This window comes from Streptomyces sp. 147326, from assembly GCF_045000215.1.
Lineage (GTDB): Bacteria > Actinomycetota > Actinomycetes > Streptomycetales > Streptomycetaceae > Streptomyces.
In genome coordinates this window covers 4,016,593-4,039,919 of record NZ_CP134201.1, presented here as the reverse complement: position 1 = coordinate 4,039,919, position 23,327 = coordinate 4,016,593, and the positions used below count along the sequence as shown (strand labels likewise).

At 71.6% G+C, this 23,327-nt stretch carries 25 protein-coding genes and 1 pseudogene; 11 read left to right on the top strand and 15 right to left on the bottom strand.

Translation table 11 applies throughout. The annotated features are described in order from the left end of the window. Positions 1–189 precede the first annotated feature (189 nt). Together ftsH and folE are read left to right on the top strand one after the other, a co-directional pair. On the top strand, positions 190–2,226 hold the full coding sequence (gene ftsH, locus RIU97_RS18055) for an ATP-dependent zinc metalloprotease FtsH (RefSeq protein WP_404957984.1): 2,037 nt from the start codon (positions 190–192) through the stop codon (positions 2,224–2,226). Positions 2,227–2,304: 78 nt separating this feature from the next. Further along, positions 2,305–2,913: a GTP cyclohydrolase I FolE gene (folE, locus tag RIU97_RS18050; RefSeq protein WP_404957982.1), complete on the top strand. Its 609-nt coding sequence runs from the start codon at positions 2,305–2,307 to the stop codon at positions 2,911–2,913. A gap of 111 nt (positions 2,914–3,024) precedes the next feature. Here the strand turns inward: folE and RIU97_RS18045 are convergent, their stop codons facing one another. The 6 genes from RIU97_RS18045 to RIU97_RS18020 all read right to left on the bottom strand — a co-directional run bounded on the left by RIU97_RS18045 (position 3,025) and on the right by RIU97_RS18020 (position 7,932). Then, the gene (locus RIU97_RS18045) at positions 3,025–3,510 is read right to left on the bottom strand and encodes a DUF3180 domain-containing protein (protein ID WP_404957980.1); all 486 of its coding nucleotides are present in this window, start codon (positions 3,508–3,510) and stop codon (positions 3,025–3,027) included. Positions 3,511–3,564: 54 nt separating this feature from the next. After that, on the bottom strand, positions 3,565–4,173 hold the full coding sequence (gene folK, locus RIU97_RS18040; RefSeq protein WP_404957978.1) for a 2-amino-4-hydroxy-6-hydroxymethyldihydropteridine diphosphokinase: 609 nt from the start codon (positions 4,171–4,173) through the stop codon (positions 3,565–3,567). Beyond that, positions 4,170–4,529 (bottom strand): dihydroneopterin aldolase, encoded by a 360-nt coding sequence (gene folB / locus RIU97_RS18035; protein WP_030010912.1) that lies wholly within the window; start codon positions 4,527–4,529, stop codon positions 4,170–4,172. The genes folK and folB overlap by 4 nt, the downstream gene beginning before the upstream one ends. Before the next feature lie 127 nt (positions 4,530–4,656). Continuing rightward, positions 4,657–5,043, bottom strand: coding sequence for a nuclear transport factor 2 family protein (locus RIU97_RS18030; protein WP_401257444.1), 387 nt, complete (start codon positions 5,041–5,043; stop codon positions 4,657–4,659). An 82-nt stretch (positions 5,044–5,125) separates the two neighbouring features. Next, positions 5,126–5,998 carry a dihydropteroate synthase gene (gene folP / locus RIU97_RS18025; RefSeq protein ID WP_404957976.1) on the bottom strand — a complete coding sequence of 291 codons (873 nt, stop codon included), beginning with the start codon at positions 5,996–5,998 and terminating at the stop codon, positions 5,126–5,128. Positions 5,999–6,081: 83 nt separating this feature from the next. Then, positions 6,082–7,932, bottom strand: coding sequence for a phosphatidylglycerol lysyltransferase domain-containing protein (locus RIU97_RS18020; RefSeq protein WP_404957974.1), 1,851 nt, complete (start codon positions 7,930–7,932; stop codon positions 6,082–6,084). Between the two features lie 152 nt (positions 7,933–8,084). Between RIU97_RS18020 and RIU97_RS18015 the strand changes: the two genes are divergently transcribed. Then, positions 8,085–9,194, top strand: coding sequence for an alpha/beta hydrolase-fold protein (locus RIU97_RS18015; protein ID WP_319726043.1), 1,110 nt, complete (start codon positions 8,085–8,087; stop codon positions 9,192–9,194). 60 nt (positions 9,195–9,254) lie between these two features. Here the strand turns inward: RIU97_RS18015 and RIU97_RS18010 are convergent, their stop codons facing one another. After that, entirely contained in the window at positions 9,255–10,217 is a 963-nt protein-coding gene (locus tag RIU97_RS18010; RefSeq protein WP_319726042.1) for an ATP-binding cassette domain-containing protein, read from the bottom strand. Between the two features lie 149 nt (positions 10,218–10,366). On the opposite strand from RIU97_RS18010, the gene RIU97_RS18005 reads away from it, so the two are divergent. From RIU97_RS18005 to RIU97_RS17990, 4 genes are all read left to right on the top strand, one after another. Then, positions 10,367–11,065 (top strand): ABC transporter permease, encoded by a 699-nt coding sequence (locus RIU97_RS18005; RefSeq protein WP_404957970.1) that lies wholly within the window; start codon positions 10,367–10,369, stop codon positions 11,063–11,065. A 4-nt stretch (positions 11,066–11,069) separates the two neighbouring features. Then, a complete protein-coding gene (locus RIU97_RS18000) occupies positions 11,070–11,738 on the top strand; it encodes an ABC transporter permease (protein WP_383566678.1) in 669 nt (222 codons plus the stop codon). Positions 11,739–11,770: 32 nt separating this feature from the next. Beyond that, complete coding sequence (locus RIU97_RS17995; protein WP_404957967.1) at positions 11,771–12,748, top strand: ABC transporter substrate-binding protein; 978 nt, start codon at positions 11,771–11,773, stop codon at positions 12,746–12,748. A 109-nt stretch (positions 12,749–12,857) separates the two neighbouring features. After that, positions 12,858–13,847: a hypothetical protein gene (locus RIU97_RS17990; RefSeq protein WP_404957965.1), complete on the top strand. Its 990-nt coding sequence runs from the start codon at positions 12,858–12,860 to the stop codon at positions 13,845–13,847. Positions 13,848–13,871: 24 nt separating this feature from the next. On the opposite strand, the gene RIU97_RS17985 is transcribed toward RIU97_RS17990, so the two are convergent. Continuing rightward, positions 13,872–14,465: a TetR/AcrR family transcriptional regulator gene (locus tag RIU97_RS17985; protein ID WP_404957963.1), complete on the bottom strand. Its 594-nt coding sequence runs from the start codon at positions 14,463–14,465 to the stop codon at positions 13,872–13,874. Positions 14,466–14,582: 117 nt separating this feature from the next. Here RIU97_RS17985 and RIU97_RS17980 point away from each other — a divergent pair, with 117 nt between their 5' ends. Then, positions 14,583–15,473 (top strand): NAD(P)-dependent oxidoreductase, encoded by an 891-nt coding sequence (locus tag RIU97_RS17980; RefSeq protein WP_404957961.1) that lies wholly within the window; start codon positions 14,583–14,585, stop codon positions 15,471–15,473. A 33-nt stretch (positions 15,474–15,506) separates the two neighbouring features. On the opposite strand, the gene RIU97_RS17975 is transcribed toward RIU97_RS17980, so the two are convergent. From RIU97_RS17975 to RIU97_RS17950, 6 genes and pseudogenes are all read right to left on the bottom strand, one after another. Then, positions 15,507–16,757, bottom strand: a complete 1,251-nt coding sequence (locus tag RIU97_RS17975) for an alpha/beta hydrolase family protein (protein ID WP_404957959.1) — start codon at positions 16,755–16,757, stop codon at positions 15,507–15,509. Positions 16,758–16,860: 103 nt separating this feature from the next. Then, positions 16,861–17,076, bottom strand: a complete 216-nt coding sequence (locus RIU97_RS17970; protein ID WP_319726030.1) for a hypothetical protein — start codon at positions 17,074–17,076, stop codon at positions 16,861–16,863. A 29-nt stretch (positions 17,077–17,105) separates the two neighbouring features. Next, positions 17,106–17,309, bottom strand: a complete 204-nt coding sequence (locus RIU97_RS17965; protein WP_404963119.1) for a hypothetical protein — start codon at positions 17,307–17,309, stop codon at positions 17,106–17,108. Positions 17,310–17,364: 55 nt separating this feature from the next. After that, positions 17,365–17,451: pseudogene (locus tag RIU97_RS17960) on the bottom strand (hypothetical protein); the annotation flags it as partial. Positions 17,452–17,644: 193 nt separating this feature from the next. Next, positions 17,645–18,589: a nucleoside hydrolase gene (locus RIU97_RS17955; RefSeq protein WP_404957957.1), complete on the bottom strand. Its 945-nt coding sequence runs from the start codon at positions 18,587–18,589 to the stop codon at positions 17,645–17,647. Positions 18,590–18,654: 65 nt separating this feature from the next. Next, positions 18,655–19,797, bottom strand: coding sequence for an NADH-quinone oxidoreductase subunit D (locus RIU97_RS17950; RefSeq protein ID WP_361752564.1), 1,143 nt, complete (start codon positions 19,795–19,797; stop codon positions 18,655–18,657). 93 nt (positions 19,798–19,890) lie between these two features. Between RIU97_RS17950 and RIU97_RS17945 the strand changes: the two genes are divergently transcribed. The 3 genes from RIU97_RS17945 (at position 19,891) to RIU97_RS17935 (ending at position 22,560) form a co-directional block, all read left to right on the top strand. Then, on the top strand, positions 19,891–20,382 hold the full coding sequence (locus RIU97_RS17945; protein WP_404957955.1) for a PH domain-containing protein: 492 nt from the start codon (positions 19,891–19,893) through the stop codon (positions 20,380–20,382). Beyond that, a complete protein-coding gene (locus RIU97_RS17940; protein ID WP_404957953.1) occupies positions 20,379–21,764 on the top strand; it encodes a PH domain-containing protein in 1,386 nt (461 codons plus the stop codon). The genes RIU97_RS17945 and RIU97_RS17940 overlap by 4 nt, the downstream gene beginning before the upstream one ends. Before the next feature lie 175 nt (positions 21,765–21,939). Beyond that, positions 21,940–22,560: a hypothetical protein gene (locus RIU97_RS17935; protein ID WP_404957951.1), complete on the top strand. Its 621-nt coding sequence runs from the start codon at positions 21,940–21,942 to the stop codon at positions 22,558–22,560. A 75-nt stretch (positions 22,561–22,635) separates the two neighbouring features. On the opposite strand, the gene RIU97_RS17930 is transcribed toward RIU97_RS17935, so the two are convergent. Beyond that, positions 22,636–23,310 carry a response regulator gene (locus RIU97_RS17930; protein ID WP_404957949.1) on the bottom strand — a complete coding sequence of 225 codons (675 nt, stop codon included), beginning with the start codon at positions 23,308–23,310 and terminating at the stop codon, positions 22,636–22,638. Positions 23,311–23,327 lie beyond the last annotated feature (17 nt).

Below are 23,327 nucleotides of genomic sequence, written 5' to 3'. Positions count from 1 at the left end.
GCGGGAAGCAGCGCACGCTCCGGGGAACCTGTGGGCGATTCCCGCCGTTGGAGCAGGGGAAGGCGGGTCTGTCAGCCGTCCCACGGGGCCGCGGGTGACAATACAGGGGTACATTCCGAAGAACAGTCTTTACTCACAGCAGCATTTACCTACGGGCAGGAGGGACGGGGTGCCTGGCGCCCCGTATGGATGGACGTGAAGCGATACTTCCGTGGGCCGGTCATGTGGATCGTGCTGGCCGTCCTCGCCGTGGTCGTGTTGATGAATGTCGTCGGCTCCGGCGGCGGCTACAAGTCGGTGGACACCAGCGAGGTCATCAAGGCGATCAACACTGGCCAGGTGGAGACAGCGAAGCTGACCACCGGCGACAGCCAGATGATCAAGATCGAGCTGCGAGACGGCCAGAAGCTCGGCAAGCACGACGGCACCAAGTTCCAGGCCAACTACATCGGGGATCAGGGCGTCCAGCTCGCCCAGAACCTCCAGACCAAGTACGACGCCGGTCAGATCCCGGACGGGTACTCCGTCACTCCGGACAAGACCAGCCCGTTCCTGAGCGTTCTCCTCTCGCTCCTGCCCTTCGTCCTCATCGTCGTTGTCTTCCTGTTCCTGATGAACCAGATGCAGGGCGGCGGCTCCCGGGTCATGAACTTCGGGAAGTCCAAGGCCAAGCTCATCACCAAGGACACCCCGAAGACGACGTTCGCCGATGTCGCGGGCGCGGACGAGGCCGTCGAGGAACTCCACGAGATCAAGGAGTTCCTCCAGGAGCCGGCGAAGTTCCAGGCCGTCGGCGCCAAGATCCCCAAGGGCGTGCTTCTCTACGGCCCGCCCGGCACCGGCAAGACCCTGCTCGCGCGCGCCGTCGCGGGCGAGGCCGGTGTCCCCTTCTACTCGATCTCCGGATCCGACTTCGTCGAGATGTTCGTCGGTGTCGGTGCCTCGCGTGTCCGTGACCTGTTCGAGCAGGCCAAGGCCAACGCCCCGGCGATCGTCTTCGTCGACGAGATCGACGCCGTCGGCCGGCACCGCGGTGCGGGTCTCGGCGGCGGTCACGACGAGCGCGAGCAGACCCTCAACCAGCTGCTGGTCGAGATGGACGGCTTCGACGTGAAGGGCGGCGTCATCCTGATCGCCGCCACGAACCGTCCGGACATCCTCGACCCGGCACTGCTGCGCCCCGGCCGCTTCGACCGGCAGATCGCGGTCGACCGTCCGGACATGCAGGGCCGTCTGGAGATCCTCAAGGTCCACCAGAAGGGCAAGCCGGTCGCCCCGGACGTCGACCTGGGCGCCGTCGCCCGCCGTACGCCCGGCTTCACCGGTGCCGATCTCTCCAACGTCCTGAACGAGGCCGCGCTGCTCACGGCCCGCTCGGACAAGAAGCTGATCGACAACCACTCGCTGGACGAGGCGATCGACCGCGTCGTGGCGGGCCCGCAGAAGCGGACCCGGATCATGTCGGACCGGGAAAAGAAGATCACCGCGTACCACGAGGGCGGACACGCCCTGGTCGCGGCGGCCTCCCCGAACTCCGACCCGGTCCACAAGATCACGATCCTGTCCCGCGGCCGGGCCCTGGGCTACACCATGGTCCTGCCCGACGAGGACAAGTACTCGACCACGCGCAACGAGATGCTCGACCAGCTGGCGTACATGCTGGGCGGGCGCGCGGCCGAGGAGCTGGTCTTCCACGACCCGACCACGGGCGCGGCGAACGACATCGAGAAGGCCACCGCCACGGCGCGGGCCATGGTCACGCAGTACGGCATGACCGAGCGTCTCGGTGCGATCAAGTTCGGCGGCGACAACACCGAGCCGTTCCTGGGCCGCGAGATGTCGCACCCGCGGGACTACTCGGAAGAGGTCGCGGCGCTGGTCGACGAAGAGGTCAAGAAGCTCATCGAGACCGCGCACAACGAGGCCTGGGAGATCCTGGTCGAGAACCGTGACGTCCTCGACAACCTGGTCCTCGCGCTGCTGGAGAAGGAGACGCTGAACAAGGAGCAGATCGCCGAGATCTTCTCGACGATCGTGAAGCGTCCGGCCCGCCCCGCGTGGACCGGCTCCTCCCGCCGCACCCCCTCCACCCGTCCGCCGGTGCTCTCTCCCAAGGAGCTCCAGCTGACGAACTCGGCGAACGGCACGTCGGCGACCACCGCCGTCACGCCGGTCTCCACGGAGAAGGGCATCGAGGTGGCCCCCGAGGACCGCCCCGAGGTCTGATCCACCCGGAATGGAAGCCGCGCCCCCCAGGTTCTAGCCTGGGGGGCGCGGCATTTTTTTCACAGGAACGAGGAAGCAATGACGGACCCAGTGACCCTGACCGGCGACGAGGGCACGATCGGCGTGTTCGACGAGAAGCGCGCCGAGGCGGCGGTCCGTGAGCTCCTGATCGCGGTCGGCGAGGACCCGGACCGCGAGGGCCTGCTGGAGACCCCGGCGCGCGTGGCGCGGGCGTACAAGGAGATATTCGCCGGCCTCTACCAGAAGCCCGAAGAGGTCCTGACCACGACGTTCGACCTCGGCCACGACGAGATGGTCCTGGTGAAGGACATCGAGGTCATGAGCTCGTGTGAACATCATTTGGTCCCGTTTCACGGCGTAGCCCACGTGGGTTACATCCCGTCCACCGATGGCAAGATCACCGGCCTGTCGAAGCTGGCCCGCCTCGTGGACGTGTTCGCCCGCCGCCCCCAGGTGCAGGAGCGCCTGACCACGCAGATCGCGGACTCGCTGATGGAGATCCTGGAACCGCGCGGCGCCATCGTGGTGATCGAGTGCGAGCACATGTGCATGACGATGCGCGGTGTCCGCAAGCCCGGCGCGAAGACCATCACCTCGGCGGTCCGCGGCCAGCTCCGCGACCCCGCCACCCGCAACGAGGCAATGTCCCTGATCATGGCTCGCTGAGCCGGTGCCGAGCCAGATCGGCGGCCGCAGGCTGTGGGAGTGGCTGGGGCACGTACACCCCGCGTAGGGGCCCGCCGGCCCGGCACGAGGCCGGGGCCGGCGACCGGCCGTCTAGGCCTTGGCAGCGGCCTTCGCCGGGTCCTCGTCCTCGGGGAGTTTGAGTACGTGCTCCAGGAAGAGGGCGGCGGCGATGACGGCGATGCCCGCCAGGACCGAGAAGCCGGCGTACCAGGCCTGGTCGCGGCGGGCGGGGATGTCCAGGGAGTCGGTCAGCAGGAAGACGCCCACCCCGCCGTACATGCCCGCCACGAGCGCCGCCACGAGGGCGCTGGCCTGGCCGAAGACCACCGCGCGGGCCGCCATCAGCGGCTCCACGCCCTTGGCCCCGGGGCGGCGCTCGCGCTGGGCCTTGAGCCGGGACCGCATGGACAGGGCCGTGGCCAGCAGCACCGCCGCGATGACGCCGAGGACGATCGGTGCGGCCAGCGGAACGCCGGGCAGTGTGCCGTACGCGTTCCACAGCCGGGCGCCCGCCCAGGACAGGATCCCGGCGACCACGAAGATGCCCGCCAGGACCGCCGGCCTCAGTTGCTTCACTTGCCCGTTCCCCGCTTTCCGCGCCGATCAGTCAGGCAGTCCACAGGGTAACGACTACTCCGGGAGGTGGAGTTCCAGGTCGGGGCGCGGCGTGACGCCGCTCAGGCCGGTTTCGGCCAGGAGCGCGGCGACCGGGCCGCGGCCCGGGATCTGGGCTTCCGGGTCGATGTCGTGCCAGGGGGCCAGCACGAAGGCGCGCTGGTGGGCGCGCGGGTGCGGCAGGGTGAGGACGGGGTCGTCGGAGACCCTGTCGGCGTACGCGACGATGTCCACGTCGATCGTGCGCGGGCCCCAGCGCTCCTCGCGGACGCGGTCGAAGGCTTCCTCGATGGCGTGGCCGCGCTCCAGGAGCGAGGACGGGGGCAGGGTGGTCTTCAGCGCGATGACCGCGTTGAGGTACGAGGGCTGGGAGCCGGGCTCGACGCCCCACGGCTCGGTCTCGTACACGGGGGACACGGCCTTGACCCGCAGGCCCGGGGTGTCGCCGAGGGCGTCGATGGCGCCCTGGAGGGTCTCCAGCCGGTTGCCGAGGTTCGCGCCGAGCGCGATGACGGCCCATTTCGGGTTGGACAGGGTGACGTCCGCCGCGTCGACCGTCTCCACGACGGAGGCGGGTACAGGCTGCACGGTGGGGTCGCTCTGAGCATTCAGTCCGTTGTTCATGCGCGGCTCCGGGTGATCGTGATGGTCACGTCGTCGAAGGGGACGGTGATGGGCGCGTCCGGCTTGTGGACGACGACCTCCACCTGCGCCACCGCTTCGTGCTTCAGGCACTGCTGGGCGATCCGCTCGGCCAGGGTCTCGATCAGGTCCACGGGCTCGCCCTGGACCACGTCGACGACCTCTTCGGCGACCACCCCGTAGTGCACGGTCTTCGCCAGGTCGTCTCCGGCCGCCGCGGGGCGGGTGTCGAGGTGCAGCACGAGGTCGACGATGAAGGTCTGGCCTTCCTCGCGCTCCCGGGGGAAGACGCCGTGGTGCCCGCGAGCCTTGAGGCCGCGCAGCGCGACACGATCCACGCGAATCACTCCTGCTTTCGTAGTGCCGGTCCCGGGACTCCCCGGGGCCATGGGCCTACGCCGAGTGCGGTCGGCGTCGTCCGTCTTCGAATTTACCTGCGAAATACTCCGGGCCCCGCCGTAGGGGTCAGGAGGCGTCGTCCTCGTCCTCGTCCTCGGACTCCGTGAGGACGGGAGAACCGTGGTGGGACCAGAGGAGCCAGCCCTCGGATGTGCGTCGGAACACATTCGTGGCGACGACGAGCTGACCGACGAGCGGGCCGAGTTCCCCGCCGTCCTCGGCTGGTCCGCCGCTGAGGATGTTCTCCGTGCACGTGACCAGGGCGGTGTCACCTATCACGGCCACCTTGGTGTCGGTGAGGAAGAACTGGATGTAGTCCGTGTGGGACATGATCAGCGCGTACGAGCGGAGCACCTCGCCGCGGCCGGAGAGCACGGGCCAGCCGGGGTGCACGCAGGAGATCTCGTCCTCCAGCCAGAGCGCCGACAGAGCGTCGAAGTCCCCCCGCTCCATTGCCTCGTAGAAGGCCGTGTTGACCTCCTCGACCGCTTCGATGTCGGTTCTGCTCACTTTGCTCCTTGTCGGTCGTTGAGGATCAGAGTGCCCCTTCCACGGCGCGGGCCACCCGAACCGCGTCCGCGGTCGCCCGTACCTCGTGGACCCGTACGGCCCAGGCGCCCTGGTGGGCGGCGATGGCCGAGACGGCGGCCGTCGCGGCGTCGCGCTCGCGGGCGGGCGGCGGGGCGGCGCCTTCCGCGCCGGCCAGGACCCGGCCGAGGAAACGCTTCCTCGACGCGGCGACCAGCAGCGGGAAGCCCAGCGCGCGCAGCTCGGGCAGGTGGGCGACCAGGGCCAGGTCGTGCTCGGCGTTCTTGGCGAAGCCGAGGCCCGGGTCGACGACGAGCCGCTCGGGGGCGATCCCGCCGGCCACGACGGCGTCGATCCGGTCCCGGAGCTCGGCGGTGACCTCGGCGAGCACGTCCTCGTAGACGGCGAGGCTGTTCATGCCGGCGCTGAAGCCGCGCCAGTGCATCACGACGAAGGGCACCTCGGCGGCGGCGACGGCCGGGACCATGCCGGGGTCGGCGAGTCCGCCGCTGACGTCGTTGACCAGTACGGCGCCCGCGGCGACGGCCTGGGCGGCGACGGCCGCGCGCATGGTGTCGACGGAGACGGTGACGCCCTCGGAGGCCAGGCCGCGGACCACGGGGACGACCCGGCGCAGCTCCTCCTCCTCGTCGACGCGCGAGGCGCCGGGCCGGGTGGACTCGCCGCCGACGTCGACGAGGTCCGCGCCCTGCTCGACGAGGTCGAGGCCGCGCTTGACCGCCGCGGTGGTGTCGAACCAGCGGCCGCCGTCGGAGAAGGAGTCGGGGGTGACGTTGACGACGCCCATGACCGCGCAGCGGTCCCACTCCGGCAGACCTGCGACCCGGCCCCTGCCGGTGGCTCCGCGCTTCGTGTTCATAGGTCCAAGGGTAGGGCTGACCTGGATACGGCAGGGCCCCGGCGGTCTGTCGGCCGTCGGGGCCCCGGTGGGCGTACGGGCGGCTAGGCCGCCTGGGCCTCGCGTTCCGTCTGCTTCGGGACGGTCGTCATGTGGTTGTGGGTGCAGGTGCGGACGGGCTTGGGGCGGCGGCGGCTCGCGAAGAGGCGCGGGAGGGCCAGCGTCACGAAGCCCTCGGCCTGCATCACGGCGAAGCCGATGCGGGGCAGGTCGCGGGTGGAGCGGTAGACCATGAAGCGCGGCTCCCAGCGGGGGCGGAACTTCTCGTTGAACTTGTACAGCGACTCGATCTGGAACCAGCGCGACAGGAAGACCAGCAGGCCGCGCCACATCCGCAGCACCGGGCCGGCGCCGATCTTCTCGCCGCGGGCGAGGGCGGCGCGGAACATCGCGAAGTTCAGCGAGACCTTCTCGATGCCGAGGCCCGGGCAGGCCTCCAGCGAGGCCACGATGAGCAGCTCGTTCATGCCGGGGTCGGCGGCGCGGTCGCGGCGCATCAGCTCCAGCGACATGCCGTCCTTGCCCCACGGGACGAAGTGCAGGACGGCCTTGAGGTCGCCGTACGGGCTGGTGTCGCCCTCCTCCACGCGGTGGGCGGTGGCGATGAAGCAGTCGCCGTCGCCGTCCTCGCCGACCCGGCCCAGCGCCATCGAGAAGCCGCGCTCGGTGTCGGTGCCGCGCCAGGCCTCGGCGGCGCCGCGCACCTGCTCCAGCTCGGTCTCGGTCAGCTCGCTGACCCGGCGGACCTTGGTGGTGTAGCCGTTGCGCTCGATGCGCTTCACCATCTGGCGGACATTGCGCATGGCGCGGCCCGAGAGGGAGAAGTCTTTGACATCGACAATCGCCTCGTCACCCAGCTCCAGGGCGTCCAGACCGGTCTCGCGGGTCCAGACCTCGCCGCCGGTCTCGCTGCACCCGACGACGGCCGGGGTCCAGGAGTGGGCCTTGGCCTCCGCCATGAACCGCTCGATGGCGCCGGGCCAGGCCTCGACGTCGCCGATGGGGTCGCCGGAGGCGAGCATCACGCCGGAGACGACGCGGTAGGTGACGGCGGCCTTGCCGCTGGGGGAGAAGACGACGGCCTTGTCGCGGCGCAGCGCGAAGTGGCCGAGCGAGTCGCGGCCGCCGTGCTTGGCGAGCAGCTCGCGCAGCTTGGTCTCGTCGTCGGTGGTGAGCCGGGCCGCCGGGTGCTCGGGGCGGAAGGCCAGGTAGATGGTGGTGAGCGCGGTCAGCATGCCGAGGGCGCCGAGGGAGTAGCCGACGGTCCAGGAGACCCGGCCGGCGTAGTCGACGGGACCCTCGAAGCCGAAGAGCCCGTAGACGACGTGGGTGATCTGCTCGTACAGGCCCGGGTTGCCGACGACCTTGCCCGGGTGGACGTTGACGATGACCAGCCCGAGGCCGATGGAACCGGCGCTCATCAGCACGAAGTTCGCGAGTGCCTTCCAGCGGCTGCGCGGATCCGGCAGCGCCTTGAATTCACCCTGGTGGCGCAGCAGCAGTGCGAGGAGCACCGCCGCGATGACCACGCTGATGACCGAGTGGCGGTACGCGAACTGCGCGGCCGCGCCCGCGGGCAGCAGGACGACGGCGGCCCGCCAGGCCCGCCGCTTGTGGCGCTTGAGGCCGTGGGCGAGCAGCAGGAGCAGTACGCCCGCGCTGAGGGAGAGGGCTGCCGCGAACGGGCCCAGGGACCCGGGCAGCACCTCCGCGACCGCGTGGATCCGGCTGTGCCGGAAGCGCGGGAAGACACCGGCCGCGATGTCCAGAAGGCCGACGATCATGACGGCCGTACCTACCAGGCCGGGCACCGACTCCGGCTGTGGGCCTCGGAGGATTCGGCGGACCCTGCTCGGAACCTGTCCCGACTTATCGCCATCTATCCTGCTAGACATCGCTTCCCGTTGCTCCGCGAGAGATCATGTGGCCGAAGGCCGCGACAGCCTCCGGTGTGTGGTGCGTCCCTTAGGACGACATCGACGAGGAGCGGGTTCACTCTTTCGCCGGAAAAAAACTGTCCTGCCACCAGAAAGTCGACTGACTGCTCATGGGTCTCACGAGTACTACGGTTCTGGCGTTGGCCATCCTGGCCGGTGTGCTGCTCTTCGCGGCCACGGTCTGGATGTGGCCGAAGCTTTCGGGCCGCACCTGGCGCGCTGTCGCCGGCCGGATCGGGCTCCTGCTGGCGACGCAGCTGGCGCTGTTCTCGGCTGTGGGTCTCGCGGCTAACAAGTCGTTCCTCTTCTACGGTTCCTGGGCCGACCTGTTCGGCCAGGAGACGTCCATGGGCAAGGTCGTCGACCACTCGATGAGCAGCGATGACATCAAGGTCGTCGACAAGCAGAAGCTGGACGTCCCCGGTGGCGCCAAGCCCCAGGTCGGCGGTCAGATCCTGAAGGTTGCCATAACCGGGCAGAAGTCGAAGATAACGAGTCCCGGCTACGTCTGGCTCCCGCCGGAGTACTTCCAGCCCCAGCACAAGGACCAGAACTTCCCCGCGTCCATCGTCCTGACGGGCTACCCGGGCACCGCCGAGAACCTGATCAAAGGGCTCGACTACCCGATGAAGGCCTTCAGCCTGTCCAAGTCGGGCAAGATGAAGCCGATGATCCTGGTCATGCTGCGCCCGACGATCGCGCCGCCGCGTGACACCGAGTGCGTCGACATACCCGGCGGCCCGCAGACCGAGACCTTCTTCGCCGAGGACCTCCCGCAGGCCATCCAGAGCACCTTCCGGGTCGGCAAGAAGCCGCAGAACATGGGCTTCATCGGCAACTCCACGGGCGGTTACTGCGCACTGAAGATCGCCGCGCACTACCCGGAGACCTTCGGCGCCGCCGCGGGTCTGTCCGCGTACTACGACGCCCCGGACGACCCGACGACCGGCGACCTGTTCCACGGGGACGAGAAGCTGAAGAAGCGCGCGGACGTGCTGCACAGCATCGAGAACAAGAAGCCGAGCGGTACGTCCTTCCTCGTGACCAGCAGCGAGAAGGGCGAGCCGAACCTCGGTGACACCCGGAAGTTCATCAAGAAGGTGAAGGGCCCGGACCGGGTCTCCTCGATCATCCTCGACAGCGGTGGCCACAACTTCAACACCTGGCGACGCGAGATCCCGCCGATGCTGGTGTGGATGAGCGGACGCATCCAGGCCTGAGGCCGTTGACGCGGTGAAGGCGGAAGGGCCCGGCTCCGGCCGGGCCCTTCCGCGTTCGCGCTACGCGTCCTGCAACTGGGCCCGGCGCAGTGCCCGGTGCACGCCCTCGGGGGTCAGTACGCCGACGAGGGCGCCGGAGTCCGGGTCCGTGACCCCGATCCGGCCCGAGTCCTCCTGCAGCAGGGCGGCGAGCGCCTCGCGCAGCGTCGCGCCCAGCTCCACGGCCGCCGCCGGGGCCTCGCCCTCGGCCGCCGCCAGGTCGGCCGCCTCGACCGCGGTGACGGCGAGCCGCTTCAGGCCGCGGTCGGAGCCGACGAAGGAGGCCACGTACGGGGTGGCGGGCGACCCGAGGACCGCCGCGGGGCGGGCGAACTGCTCGATGGTGCCCGTTCCGTAGACGGCGATGCGGTCGCCGAGCCGGATGGCCTCCTCCAGGTCGTGCGTGACCAGCAGGATCGTCTTGCGCACCGTCTTCTGCAGCGTCAGGAACTCGTTCTGCAGCCGTTCGCGCACGACCGGGTCTACCGCGCCGAACGGCTCGTCCATCAGCAGCACCGGCGGATCGGCGGCGAGCGCGCGGGCCACGCCGACGCGCTGGCGCTGCCCGCCCGACAGCTGCTCCGGGTACCGGCCTCCGTAGACGGCCGGATCCAGCCCCACCAGTTCGAGCAGCTCGGCCGCCCGGGCGCGGGCCCTGGCCTTCGGGGTGCCGATCAGCTGCGGCACGGTCGCGGTGTTCTCCAGCACCGTCTTGTGCGGGAACAGCCCGACCTGCTGGATGACGTACCCGATGCGGCGGCGCAGCTCGACCGGGTCGGCGGCCGCGATGTCCTCGCCGGCCAGGAGGATCCGGCCGGAGGTCGGGTCGATCAGCCGGTTGACCATCTTCATCGTGGTCGTCTTGCCGCAGCCGGACGGTCCCACGAGCGTGACCAGCTCGCCCTCGGCCACCTCGAAGGACAGGTCCTCGACGGCTGTCGTCCCGTCGGGGTAGCGCTTGGTCACATGCTCGAATCGGATCACGGGTCCATCCTTCCGCACGCGCGGTGCGGTTTTGTGAAGGGCGTGTTGCTCCGGTGCGAAGGATTCCGGCCATGGGGGGTGGCGGGGGTTATGGTCGCTCGTGGCCGTGTGATCGGAAGACGTGTGTTCGAAAGAGGGGGGTGAGGTGCATGGCCGGGCAGAACTGCCTGGTGGCGAACGACTGGATCTGCTGGGACTACGTCACCTCCCGTTCCCAGGAACTCACCGACGCCACCGTCGAACACATCTGGATCACGGGCGTGTCGGTCCTGATCGGCATCGTCGTGTCCGTGCCGCTCGCGCTGCTGGCCCGCCGCGGCCGCCGCTGGGCGGCGCCCGTGCTCGCCTTCACCACGCTGCTCTACACGGTCCCCTCGCTGGCCATGTTCTCCCTGCTGCTGCCGGTCTTCGGGCTCTCGGCGGCGCTGGTGGTGACCGGGCTCGTGCTGTATTCGCTGACGATCCTGGTGCGCAACGTGCTGGCCGGCCTGGAGGCCGTGCCCGAGGAGGTGCGCGAGGCCGCGCGCGGCATGGGCTACGGCCCGGGGCGGCTGATGTGGCAGGTCGAACTGCCGCTGGCCCTGCCCGCGCTGCTCGCCGGCGTACGGATCGCCACCGTCTCGACGGTCGCGCTGACCACGGTCGGCTCCATCGTCGGCAAGGGGGGCCTCGGCAACCTCATCGCCCCGGCGGTGAACAGCTCCTTCAAGGCCCAGGTGCTCACCGCCTCGGTGCTGTGCGTGCTGCTCGCGCTCGTGGCCGACCTGCTGCTGCTGGGTCTGCAGCGGCTGCTCACGCCGTGGACCCGGGCCGGAGCCCGCCCGGCGGCTTCCGGGAAGGGGGCCTGAGGCCGTGGGAGTACTGGGAGGGGCCTGGGACTGGCTGGCGAACGGCGCCAACTGGTCGGGGGAGAGCGGGGTCTGGCACCGGCTCGGCGAGCACGTCTACGTCAGCGGGGTCGCGCTGGCCATCGCCTGCGCGGTGGCGCTGCCGGTCGGCCTGTACCTCGGCCACCTCGGCAAGGGCGGCGCCCTCGCGATCAACGTCTCCAACATCGGCCGGGCCGTTCCGGTCTTCGCGGTGCTGGCGCTCTTCATGGTCTCCCCGCTGCGCAACGCGGGCTATCTGCCGACCATCGCCGCGCTCGTGCTGTTCGCCGTCCCGCCGCTGCTGACGAACGCGTACGTCGGCATGCGCGAGGTGGACCGCTCGGTGGTGGAGGCCGCCCGGGGCATGGGCATGTCCGGCGGCCAGCTCTTCCTGCGCGTCGAGCTCCCGCTGGCCCGCGGCCTGGTGATGACCGGGCTGCGCTCGGGTGCGGTGCAGGTCATCGCCACGGCCACGATCGCCGCCATGGTCGGCCAGGGCGGCCTCGGCCGGATCATCACCGCCGGCTTCAACACGTACAACACCCCGCAGGTCGTCGCGGGCGCCCTGCTGGTGGCGGCGCTCGCCCTGCTGGTGGAGGGCGTGCTGGTGGCGGCGGACCGGCTGCTGCCGCGGGCCGCGGGCCACCGCTGAATCCTGTCCACAGTCTCGAACGGAGTCACTCCATGACCAAGACCACGCGCGTCCTCGGCGCGTCCCTGGGCGCCCTGGCCCTGACGGTGTCGCTGGCCGCGTGCGGCGGCGACAGCCTGGAGAAGAGCAAGGACGGCGGCTCGCCGGCCCCGGCCGCGGAAGGCAAGGGCAGCCTGGTCGTCGGCGCCGCCGGGTTCACCGAGTCGAACGTGCTGGCGGAGCTGTACGCGCAGGTCCTCAAGGACGCGGGCTACGGCACCTCCATCAAGACGGTCAACAACCGCGAGCTGTACGAACCCTCGCTGGAGAAGGGCGAGATCGACGTCGTCCCGGAGTACGCGGCCACGCTCGCGGAGTTCCTCAACGCCAAGGTGAACGGCTCCAAGGCGCCCGAGGAGAAGCCGGTGGCGTCGAGCGACGTCGCGGCGACGGTGGCGGCCCTGGAGAAGCTCGCGGCCCCGTTCGGGCTGAAGGCGCTGCCCGCGGGCGGGGCGGTCGACCAGAACGCATTCGCGGTGACCAAGGAATTCGCCCAGAAGAACAACCTGAAGACGCTTTCCGATCTTGGTAAGTCCGGGCTGAAGGTGAAGATCGCGGCGGGCGACGAATGCTCCGTACGGCCCTTCTGCGCACCGGGGTTGACCACAACATACGGAATTCAGGTTTCCGGTATTGACCCGAAGGGCGTCGGGACCCCGCAGGCCAAGCAGGCCGTCAAGGACGGCGCCGACCAGCTCGTGCTGACCACGACCACGGACGCCACCCTCGACAGCTTCGGCCTGGTCCTGCTGGAGGACGACAAGAAGCTCCAGAACGCCGACAACGTGCTTCCGGTGGTCAACGCCAAGGACGCCGGCGGCCCCGAGGTCGCGGCCGCCCTCGACGAGCTGACCAAGGTCCTCACGACGGCCGATCTGGTCGACCTGAACCGGAAGGTGGACGCGGAGCGCGCCAAGCCGGCGGACGTGGCGAAGGCCTACCTGGAGTCCAAGGGCCTTCTGAAGAAGTAGAAGTCACGTGGGTTGATGGAGGAATGTGGAGTACCTGCCCGGGAAGAGCGGACAAGAGATTGCCGGGCGGGTATCCCGCTGGACCCCCACGCCCTGTAAATTTCGGGCCATGCCCCGTGGACGCCACCGCAATCCCGAACCCCTGCACCGGCTGCTCACGCCGACGACCGTCGCAGGTGTGTCCGTCATCAGCGCCGGAGCGGCCTGGCTGCTCGCGGAACCGCTGGCGCTGAGGCTGCTCGTGGCCCTCACCGCGTCCGCCGGGGTCGGCGGCGCCGTCGTGATGCGCGCCTGGGACCGTTCGGCGGGCCGCCGCGTCGCGGAGCTCGCGCGCGAGCGGGTCAAGGACGAGTGGCGGACCGACGAGCGGATAGCCGAGCTCGAATCCGACCTCGAGGAGGCCCGCGTGCTGCGCGGCCGGCTCGACGCCAAGCTGCGCGCCAAGCGGGTCGAACTGGCCGGGCTCCGCGGCGAGCACGCGGCGCTGCTGCGGCGGTACGCGACCGCCGAGACCGAGCGCGCCAGCGCCCTGGAGGGTCGCCGCCTGCTGGCCATCGAGGCCTCCGCGGCTCCGGCCGCCGCACAGAAGGAACTTCCGCCCGTCTCCGAGGAGCGCACCTCGGCGGGCGCCCCGACCACGGTCGGCTACGCCCGGGCCCACGCGGCTCTGGGGGCGCTGGCCGCCCGCAGGGCGCAGACGCAGGCGGCGCTGCCCGCGGCCCCCGCCGCCGCGGCGGCGCTCCCCTCGCCGTCCGCCCCCGCGTCCTCGGTCCCCGCACGGCGTCCGGCGGCGGTGGCCCCGTACGCGGCCCAGCGGCGTACGGCCTCCCGCGTCGAGGGCGGCTTCGACTTCTTCGGCACCAAGAACGCGGCGCAGGCCCGTGCGGTGATCGAGGCGGTCCAGAACGAGGACCTGGCCGACGTGGTCGGCGCCGAGGCCCTCGCGGTCCACAAGGCGGAGTCCGCCCGGGACGTGCCCGGACCGGAGTTCAAGCCGGCGACCGCCGAGACCCGTGCGGTGGGTCAGGTCATCGACCTGACGGCCCACGACGAGACCGAGCCGATCGACGTGGTCCGGCTGCGCACCGCCATCTCGTAGCACCCGTCACCGTCCGGCTCGGGCTCAGTCCCGGTACGAGGCCACCAGCCGGGCCAGGTGCCGGCCCGCCACCAGGAGCGGGGTGCGGCTCTGGGCGACCTGGGAGGTCATCTCGGCGCCCTCCAGGGTGTTGATCACGGTGACCGCCAGATCGCGCGCCTCCGGCTCCGGACAGCCCGACGCCAGGAGCTTGGCGGCAACCAGCTCCTGCCAGTTGGCGAAGGCCCGGGCGCAGGCTGCCTGGATCTCCGGCACGCGGCCGACCGTCTCCAGGGCCGTGGCCGTCACCGGGCAGCCGTCCCGCCAGTCGGAGGCCTGCAGTTCCTGCGCGAGCAGGACGGCGACGGCCTCGACCGCCTCCGCCGGATCCTGGTGGGCGGCCAGTCCGGTGCGGAGCATCCCGGCGAACTCCTCGTCGCCGAAGTGGATCGCGGCCACCGCGAGCTCCCGCTTGCCGCCCGGGAAGAAGTGGTACAGCGAGCCCAGGGTCGCCTCGGCCTCGCGGACGAGCTGCTTGACCGGGGTGTTCTCGTAACCGCCGTGCTGCATGAGGCGGGAGGCGGTGCGGACCAGCCGGTCGCGCGTGCCCAGTTCTGTCTTCGTCCCTGCTGCTGCCATGGGCGTGATCCTACCGCCGATTCTGGATAGAGCGTTCGTTCTAGCGCGTGTTACCGTCGTCCCGATCGCTGGATAGAGCGTTCGTTCTAGACCATCTCGCAGGGGGAGAACTCCGTCATGAACCAGGTTTCGACCGCCCAGGACACCAAGGTCACCGTCGTCGGTCTCGGCCCCATGGGCCGGGCCATGGCCGCCGCCTACCTCGATGCCGGCTACGAGGTCACCGTCTGGAACCGCAGCGCGGGCAAGGACACCGACCTCGTGGCCCGCGGGGCCCGCCGGGCGGCCGGCATCGGCGAGGCTGTCGCCGCGAGCCGGCTGACCGTGCTCAGCCTCATCGACGTGGAGGCCATGTACGGCGCGCTCGGTGACACCGACCTCCGCGGCCGCGTGCTCGCCAACCTGTCCTCGGACGTCCCGGACAAGGCCCGCGCGGCCGCCCGGTGGGCCGGGGAGCGCGGGGCCGCGTACCTCACCGGCGGGGTCAACGTTCCCCCGACCGGCATCGGGCAGGAGGGTTCCTCCGTCTTCGTCAGCGGCCCGGAGGAGGTCTACGAGGAGCACCGCGCCGCGCTCGACGTGCTCGCCGCCACCGACTACCGGGGCGCCGACCCCGGCTACGCGCAGCTGTACTACCAGCTCAACATGATCCTCTTCTGGACCGCCTACACGGGCTGGTACCAGGCCCTCGCCGTCGCCCGCGCCAACGGGCTGACGGCGGCCGACATCCTGCCCTACGCCGGCTACACGGCCGACAGCATGCGCGGCTTCTACACCCAGGGCGCCCCGCTCATCGACGCCGGCGAGCACGGGGGCGAGTACGAGCGCCTCGCCATGTGCGCCGCCAGCGTCGAGCACGTCCTGCACACCGCCGCCGACTCCGGTGTGGACACCGGGATCCTCGCCGCGCACGCCGAGCTCTACCGGCGCGGGGTCGCCGCGGGCTTCGGCGCCGACAGCAGCTCGCGCCTGATCGGGCTGCTGGGCGCCGCCGGCCAGCCCGCCTAGGCCCGGCCGGAGCCCACATGCGTACGGGCCGCCCTAGCGGATCGAGTCGAACCAGCGGACGGCCTGCGGCGCCGAGCGGACGGCCGTGGTGAAGTGGTCGGCGTCCGGGCCCTGGTCGACGACCTTCGCGCGGACCCCGTGGCGGGCCAGATCGGCGGCGCAGGCACGGGTGTTGGCGATCGGCACGTCGGTGTCGGCGGCGCCCGTGTAGAGGCGTACGGGCGCCGCCGGCTTCCAGTCGCAGGCGCCGTCGTTGGCCTCCAGGACCTCGCGCAGCACCCCGTGCGGGGCGCGGATGTTCTCGGCCCACTCCGGGGTGAGCAGCTCCTGCGGTGTCGCGGGGAGCGCGGCCACGATGTCCTGCTCCCGGTGGCTCCCGTCGAACAGGCCTTCCACAGCCTGTGCGTAGGGCGCGCGGAAGACCTCGGCGGGGTCCTTGTAGAGCGGGTGCAGCCGGTTCTGGGCGGTGAGGAAGTAGGAGAGGTAGAAGACGGCGGACACGGGCGCGACCCGGCCGTCGCCGATCGCCGGCATCTCGGAGCCGGTCAGGTCGTACGGGCCGGCCATCGGGGCCAGCGCCCGCAGCCGGAACCCGTCGCGGCCGCGGGAGAGTTCGCGGCCCAGGGCCATCGCCACCTGGCCGCCCTGCGAGAAGCCGGTGGCGTACACGTCACGGGTGACGGGACGGCCCAGCCGGCCGGCGGCGGTGCGGGCGGCCTTCAGCATGTCGACGGAGGCGGTCACGGAGGACCGGGTGTCCATGTACGGGTGGCTGCCGGGCCCGCCGCCGAGGCCCAGGTAGTCGGGAGCGGCCACGGCGCGGCCGGCGGAGGCGTGCAGGTACGGGGTGAGCCGGTTGTAGCCGGCCCCGCCGGACGGGGCGTCGTCGCGGGTGGCGAGCGTGCCGTGGGTGTCGGAGACCAGGTCGAGGCGGTGCGGGCCGCCGCGCGGCAGGACCAGCAGCCCGGTGGCGGTGATGGGGCGGCCGTGGGGGTCCACGGTGGCGTAGGTCAGCCGGTGCGCGGTCACTCCGTACCGGACGGTGCCGGTGTCGATGCCGAGCGCGGCGAGTTCGGCGGCGACCTGCTCGCGGCCGAGGGTGTCGAGGGAGGTGACGGAGATCAGGGTCCCGCGGGCGGTGGCCGAGGCGGGCGCACCGCCGGCGGAGGCGGGCGCGGCCAGCGCCGCCGGGGCGGCGACCGCGCCCAGGACCGCCGCGAGGGCCACGGCCGCCGCGCCGCGCCGCAGCCACTGCCGCTGCTTGCTGCTCTGCGTGATCGTCATACGGCAGAACCTACGGTCGCCCGCCCGGCCCCGACATCCGGCCGGCCCCCGCCGTTCGAGGGGGGAAAGCCCCCCGATGCAGGCGCAGTTGACCGGCGTGGCCTCAGAACAGCGGCAGCTGACCGGGGTGTTCGGGTAGCACGAAGCCGTCCAGTGTCGGCGCGGAGGCGCCGAGCACCACCCGGGCCCGGGATCCGGGGCAGGACACCAGGTCGCCGCGCCCGCGCCCGGCCGGGGGGTCGTGGCGGGCGATCCGGCCGGCGGTGACGGCGCAGTCGCGGCCGCAGGCGGGGCAGGCCCGACGGGGGGAGTGGGACATGGCCCCCAGTCTGCCCTGCCCCGCCGACATCAGCCCTGCCGGGCGGCGAGCCACGCCCCGTGGGCCTGCCGCACCCGGGCCCACAGCGCCGCCCGGTCGGCGGCGGTCAGGTCGTCCAGGTCCCGCCCGAAGACGCTCCCGATGACCTCGAAGAGCTCGTCCTCGTCGGCCAGTTCCCGCTCGCTGGTCCCCTTCGCGGAGTCGAGCCGGGTCAGGATGCGGCCGCGCAGCACGTCCGCGCCCTCCGCGTCGCGGCAGCGGCTCGTACGGGCCGTCGCCGATCCCGGCGTCCACCCCGTACTCGCTCCCGTCGACGCGGACGGTCAGGGTGAGGTGCCCGCCGCTGACCTCGCGGGAGGCGGGATCGCCGCACACGCCGCCGGAGTGCCTGGTCGCCTCGTAGCCGAGGGCTTCGAGGAGCAGTGCGACTCCGGGACTGGCCAGCCGCGTCCCTGCCGCCGTTGAAGTGGTAGCAGTAGCCGCCGCGGCCGGCGGCGAAGCGGCGGGCCGACAGGTCGGGGTCGATGCCGGGCGGGCGGCCGATCTTTGCGCCCGCTGTCCCGGCCGCTCACGGGCGGGACCTGCCGAGGGCCGCGACGGCGTCGACCATGTGGTCCCAGAAGAGCCCGGCGTCGAGGGTCACGGCGACCTTCGCGTTGACCGGGCGGTCCAGGTACCGGTGGAGGTCCACGACGGTGGCCCCGCGCGTGTACCGGCCGTGCAGTTCCACGGTGACGTTCGCCTCCACGCACTCCACCACGGCCGGGTCGATCACGCGGGCCACCGCGACGGGGTCGTGCAGCGGCGGGTGGGGCATGTTCCACAGCCGGCTGTAGGTCGACGCGAAGTAGGCCAGCAATCCGGCGCAGATGTCGCCGAGTTCGGTGCCCAGGCCCTCGAAGCGGGCCAGGACCTCGGGCGTGGCCAGGGCCTGGTGGGTGACGTTGAGCCCGCACATGGTCACGGGTACCCCGCTGCGGAAGACGATGTCCGCGGCCTCCGGGTCGGTGTGGATGTTGAACTCGGACGCCGGGGTGCGGTTGCCCCGCTCCGTGGAGCCCCCCATCAGCACGATCTCGCGGATGCGCGCGGCGCTGTCGGGGTAGCGGGTCAGCAGCAGGGCGATGTTGGTCAGCGGGGCGGTGGGGACCAGGGTGACCGGCTCCGGGTGTTCCACGAGGATCCGGTGGATGAGTTCCACCGCGTGCTCGGGGACCAGGTCGACCGTGGGTTCCGGGAACTGCGGTCCGTCCATTCCGGATTCGCCGTGCACGTCGTCCGCGACGGCCAGCCGCTGGAGCAGCGGCCGGTCGCACCCGGCGGCGATGGGCACGTCCGTGATCCCGGCGACGGTGCACACCCGGCGGGCGTTGAGGGAGGTCTTCTCCAGCGTCTGGTTGCCGGCGACCGTGGTGATGGCGAGCAGATCGACCGCCGGGTTCGCCGCCGCCAGCATGATCGCCAGTGCGTCGTCGTGCCCGGGGTCGCAGTCGATGATGATCGGGACGGGCACGGGCGACCTCCTCGTCGGACTGCGGACCACCCAGTCTGCCGCCGAAGGGCCCGCTCGCGCGGCCTCTACTTGTCGATGTCCCCGACGACGAAGAAGAGCGAGCCCAGGATCGCCACCATGTCCGCCACGAGCTGCCCCGGCAGCAGCACGGCCAGGGCCTGGATGTTGTTGTACGAGGCGCTGCGCAGCTTCAGCCGGTACGGGGTCTTCTCGCCCTTCGAGACGAGGTAGTAGCCGTTGATGCCGAGCGGGTTCTCGGTCCAGGCGTACGTGTGGCCCTCGGGCGCCTTCAGGACCTTGGGCAGCCGCTGGTTGACCGGCCCCGGCGGCAGCTCCGCCATCCGGTCCAGACAGGCCACGGCCAGGTCGAGCGCGTTGTGGGTCTGCTCCAGCAGGCACTCGAAGCGGGCCAGGCAGTCGCCCTCGGTGCGGGTGACGACCTTGAGGACGTCCTGCAGCTCGCCGTAGGCCAGGTACGGCTCGTCGCGGCGCAGGTCGAAGTCGACGCCGGAGGCGCGGGCGATCGGACCGGAGACCCCGTACGCGTGCACCGCCTCGGCGGACAGGACCCCGACGCCGCGCGTACGGGCACGGAAGATCTCGTTGCCGCGCACCAGGTCGTCGTAGACGTGCATGCGGGTGTTGACGTCGGCGATCGCGGCGCGGGCCCGGCCGAGCCAGCCGGCCGGCAGGTCCTCCTTGAGGCCGCCGACGCGGTTGAACATGTAGTGCATGCGGCCGCCGGAGATCTCCTCCATGACGGCCTGGAGCTCCTCGCGCTCGCGGAACGCATGGAAGATCGGGGTGATTCCACCCAGTTCGAGGGGGTACGAGCCGAGGAACATCAGGTGGTTCAGCACCCGGTTCAGCTCGGCGAGCAGGGTCCGCATCCACACGGCCCGCTCGGGGACCTCCATGCCGAGCATCCGCTCGACGGCCATGACCACGCCGAGCTCGTTGGAGAACGCGGACAGCCAGTCGTGGCGGTTCGCGAGCATCACGATCTGCCGGTAGTCACGGGCCTCGAAGAGTTTCTCGGCGCCGCGGTGCATATAGCCGACCACGGGCTCGGCGCTGACGATCCGCTCGCCGTCCAGGACGAGGCGCAGGCGCAGCACGCCGTGCGTGGAAGGGTGCTGGGGGCCGATGTTGAGCACCATGTCGGTGCTCTCCGCCGCTCCGCCGATGCCGACCGTGGTCTCCGTCATGCGGGCATTGTCTCAGCCGAAGGGGGTGGCCTGTAGCTCGGGCCGGATCGCGAGCCCGGCCTGAGCGGCAAGCCACCCCCCTACGCTGAAGGCATGGATACGGGGACAGAGGGTGAGACGGGTGGGCCCGTGTGGGTGGGGCTGCCGGGCGGGCTGCTCACTCTGCGGCGGCTGCTGCTGGTGATCTGGACGACGGGGTTCGCGGTCGTGACCGCCGTCGTACTGGGGCTGGCGGTCGGCCCGTGGTGGGCGTTCCTCGGGGTGCCGTGGCTCGCCGCCCTGGTCTGGGGCTGGGTGCTGCTCGGGCGGAACTGGCGGTCCTGGCGGTACGCCGAGCGCGCGGACGACCTGCTGATCAGCAGGGGCGTGCTGTGGCAGGAGCAGACCGTGGTCCCGTACGGGCGGATGCAGCTGGTCGAGGTCACCTCGGGCCCGCTGGAGCGGCGCTTCGGGCTGGCCTCCGTACAGCTGCACACGGCGGCGGCGGCCACCGATGCCAAGATCCCGGGCCTGGCGCCGGCCGAGGCGGAGCGGCTGCGCGACCGCCTCACCGCCCTCGGCGAGGCAAGGTCGGCGGGCCTGTGACCTCCGGCCCGACGGGCGAGGACCCGCGTACTCCCACCCCCACCTCCACCTCCACGGCCGCCCCCGCCGCCGAGCCCGCCGCGGGCGGACGGCGGCTGCACCCCTTCACGCCGCTGCGCCGCGCCTGGGTGCCGATCGCCGCGACCGTCGGCGTGATCGCCCAGCAGGGCGACCAGGCCCAGAAGTGGATGGCGGACCTGTCCGTCCTCCTGCGGCTGCTGGCGCTGGCCGGCGTCGTCCTCGTCTTCGCCGCGTACGGCTTCCTGAGCTGGTGGTTCACCCACTACGCCGTGACCGACACCGAACTGCGCATCCGCACCGGGCTGCTCTTCCGCCGCACCGCGCACATCCGCCTCGACCGCCTCCAGGCCGTGGACGTCACCCGCCCCCTGCTGGCCCGGCTGACCGGCGTCGCCAGCCTGCGCCTCGACGTCATCGGCACCGACGACAAGGACCAGCTGTCCTTCCTCGGCGAGAAGGAGGCCGTCGCCCTGCGTGCCGAACTCCTCGCCCGCGCGGCCGGCTTCGCCCCCGAGGAGGCGGTGCGCCTCGGCGAGGCCCCCGACCGGGAGCTGCTGCGCGTGAGCCCGCGCGAGCTCGCCGTGTCGCTGCTGCTCAGCCTCGGCGTCCTGGCGGCGCTCGCGGCCGGGGTCGTCGGGCCGGTGGCCGTGTGGTGGTTCAGCTCCAGCCCGTGGGCGGCCGTCGTCGCCCTGCTCCCGCTGCTCGGCGCGCTCTGGGCGGCCACCGCGGGCCGCTTCCTCGCGGAGTACGACTGGCGGGTCGCGGAGTCCCCGGACGGGCTGCGCCTGGACCACGGCATGCTGGACCGGGCCCACGAGACCGTGCCGCCGGGTCGCGTGCAGACCGTACGGATCGTGGAGCCGCTGCTGTGGCGGCGGCGCGGCCGGGTCCGCGTGGAGCTGGCCGTGGCGGGCTCGAAGAACGAGGTCCTGGTCCCGGTGGCCTCGCGGGCCGCCGCGTACGCGGTGATCGCCCGGGTGCTGCCCGGGGTGGACCTGGCGGCCCTGTCCTTCTCGGGCTCCCCTCGCGTCGGCTCGCGCTGGGTGGTCCCGGTGTGGTGGAAGGGCTACGCGCTGGCCGTCTCCCCGGAGGTGTTCGCCGCCCGGCACGGCCGCCTGTGCCGCCGTACGGAGATCGTCCCGCACGCCAAGGCGCAGAGCGTCCGCCTCACCCAGGGCCCGTGGGCCCGCGCCCGCGGCCTGGCCGACGTACACGTGGACACCGGCGCGAACGGCACGGTCACGGCCCGGCTGCGCGCGGCGGACGAGGCCGCCGCCCTGCTGGCCGCCCAGGCCGTCCGCGCCCGCACCTCCCGTGCGTCGGCCCGTCCGGACCGCTGGATGACGGAGCCGGACGCGTGAGCCGGGCGCGTGAGCCGGACGCGTGAGCCGGACGCGTGAGCCGGACGGGGGGACGGCTGCGGCACACGAGGTAACTGTGTGATGAAAGGAAGAGCCCATCGGTGACTCCGGGTAGCGAAGGGGGCGACGGATCCTCGACCTGATCCGCCGTCAACAACCCAAAGGGACAGCACTGATGAACCCGAACACCTCACGGTTCCTGCGCGTGGCACGACTGGCCGCTCCCGCCGCGGCGGCGCTCGCGATGACGATGGCCTTCGCGGGCCCCGCGGCCGCCGACCCCTCGTTCGTGATGCGGTCGGGCGGCGAGGTCCGCTTCGCGGCCCTGCCCGGCGAGCAGAACACCGTGACCTTCAGCATCGGGAGCGGCGGCGTAGTCAACGTCACCGACTCGACGAGCACGATCACGGCCGGCCCCGGCTGTGTCCAGCAGGGACCCAACGCCGTCCGCTGTGGTGTGCTCACCGGGCTGACCCGCATCCAGGCCGCCCTGGGCAACGGGAACGACGTCGCCACCAACAACACCCCGGTTCCGTCCGACATGGACGGCGGACCGGGCGAGGACCGGCTGATCGGCGGCACCGCCGCCGACCGGCTCACCGACTCCGACGGCTGGAACGCCAACACCGGCAGCACCACCACCTTCGAGGGCGGCGGCGGCAACGACACCCTCGTCAGCAAGAACGGCGGCTTCGACCGGATCACGTGCGGTTCCGGCTTCGACATCCTCGTGGCCGACCAGGCGGCCCTCGACACCGTTCCCGCCGGATCGGGCTGCGAGTTCGTCATCCGCTGACCCCCGCCGCCCACCCGCGCACGCACGGCGTTCTCCCCGGGCCGGCAGCCCGGGGAGAACGCCGTGCGGGCCGGACTACGCGGCTCCGCCGCCCGCGCGGACCAGGCCCGTCTCGTACGCCAGGACCACCACCTGGACCCGGTCGCGCAGCCCCAGCTTGGTCAGGATGCGGCCCACGTGCGTCTTCACGGTCGCCTCCGAGAGGACCAGCCGGGCCGCGATCTCCCCGTTCGACAGCCCCTGGGCCACCAGCAGCATGACCTCGCGCTCGCGCTCCGTCAGCCGCTCGATGTCCTTGTTCTGCGGCTCCTGCGTGGTCGTCGGCAGCATCGGCGCGAAGCGGTCCAGCAGCCTCCGCGTCGTGGACGGGGCGACCACCGCGTCCCCGCTGTGCACCGAGCGGATGGCCCCCAGCAGTTCGGCCGGCGGGACGTCCTTCAGCATGAAGCCGCTCGCACCGGCCTTCAGGCCGGAGAAGGCGTACTCGTCCAGGTCGAAGGTGGTCAGGATGATGACCTTCGGGTGCTCCGCCGGCTCGCAGATCCGCCGCGTCGCCTCGACACCGTCCAGCCTCGGCATGCGGACGTCCATCAGCACCACGTCCACCTTCGTGGCCCGCAGCACCTCCAGCGCCTCCAGGCCGTCGCCCGCCTCGGCGACGACCTCCATGTCCGGCTGGGCGGCGAGCACCATCCGGAAGCCGGTGCGCAGCAGCACCTGGTCGTCGACCAGCATCACTCGGATGGACATCAGTTACCTCGTCCTCG

What these genes read in the sequence shown, in the direction of transcription:
- ftsH (WP_404957984.1), top strand. Translation starts at nt 190, where the DNA reads ATGGACGTGAAGCGATACTTCCGTGGGCCGGTCATGTGGATCGTGCTG.
- folE (WP_404957982.1), top strand. Translation starts at nt 2,305, where the DNA reads ATGACGGACCCAGTGACCCTGACCGGCGACGAGGGCACGATCGGCGTG.
- folK (WP_404957978.1), bottom strand. Translation starts at nt 4,173, where the DNA reads ATGAACAACGGACTGAATGCTCAGAGCGACCCCACCGTGCAGCCTGTA.
- RIU97_RS18030 (WP_401257444.1), bottom strand. Translation starts at nt 5,043, where the DNA reads ATGGAGCGGGGGGACTTCGACGCTCTGTCGGCGCTCTGGCTGGAGGAC.
- folP (WP_404957976.1), bottom strand. Translation starts at nt 5,998, where the DNA reads ATGAACACGAAGCGCGGAGCCACCGGCAGGGGCCGGGTCGCAGGTCTG.
- RIU97_RS18020 (WP_404957974.1), bottom strand. Translation starts at nt 7,932, where the DNA reads ATGTCTAGCAGGATAGATGGCGATAAGTCGGGACAGGTTCCGAGCAGG.
- RIU97_RS18015 (WP_319726043.1), top strand. Translation starts at nt 8,085, where the DNA reads ATGGGTCTCACGAGTACTACGGTTCTGGCGTTGGCCATCCTGGCCGGT.
- RIU97_RS18005 (WP_404957970.1), top strand. Translation starts at nt 10,367, where the DNA reads ATGGCCGGGCAGAACTGCCTGGTGGCGAACGACTGGATCTGCTGGGAC.
- RIU97_RS17995 (WP_404957967.1), top strand. Translation starts at nt 11,771, where the DNA reads ATGACCAAGACCACGCGCGTCCTCGGCGCGTCCCTGGGCGCCCTGGCC.
- RIU97_RS17990 (WP_404957965.1), top strand. Translation starts at nt 12,858, where the DNA reads ATGCCCCGTGGACGCCACCGCAATCCCGAACCCCTGCACCGGCTGCTC.
- RIU97_RS17985 (WP_404957963.1), bottom strand. Translation starts at nt 14,465, where the DNA reads ATGGCAGCAGCAGGGACGAAGACAGAACTGGGCACGCGCGACCGGCTG.
- RIU97_RS17980 (WP_404957961.1), top strand. Translation starts at nt 14,583, where the DNA reads ATGAACCAGGTTTCGACCGCCCAGGACACCAAGGTCACCGTCGTCGGT.
- RIU97_RS17975 (WP_404957959.1), bottom strand. Translation starts at nt 16,757, where the DNA reads ATGACGATCACGCAGAGCAGCAAGCAGCGGCAGTGGCTGCGGCGCGGC.
- RIU97_RS17970 (WP_319726030.1), bottom strand. Translation starts at nt 17,076, where the DNA reads ATGTCCCACTCCCCCCGTCGGGCCTGCCCCGCCTGCGGCCGCGACTGC.
- RIU97_RS17950 (WP_361752564.1), bottom strand. Translation starts at nt 19,797, where the DNA reads ATGACGGAGACCACGGTCGGCATCGGCGGAGCGGCGGAGAGCACCGAC.
- RIU97_RS17945 (WP_404957955.1), top strand. Translation starts at nt 19,891, where the DNA reads ATGGATACGGGGACAGAGGGTGAGACGGGTGGGCCCGTGTGGGTGGGG.
- RIU97_RS17935 (WP_404957951.1), top strand. Translation starts at nt 21,940, where the DNA reads ATGAACCCGAACACCTCACGGTTCCTGCGCGTGGCACGACTGGCCGCT.
- RIU97_RS17930 (WP_404957949.1), bottom strand. Translation starts at nt 23,310, where the DNA reads ATGTCCATCCGAGTGATGCTGGTCGACGACCAGGTGCTGCTGCGCACC.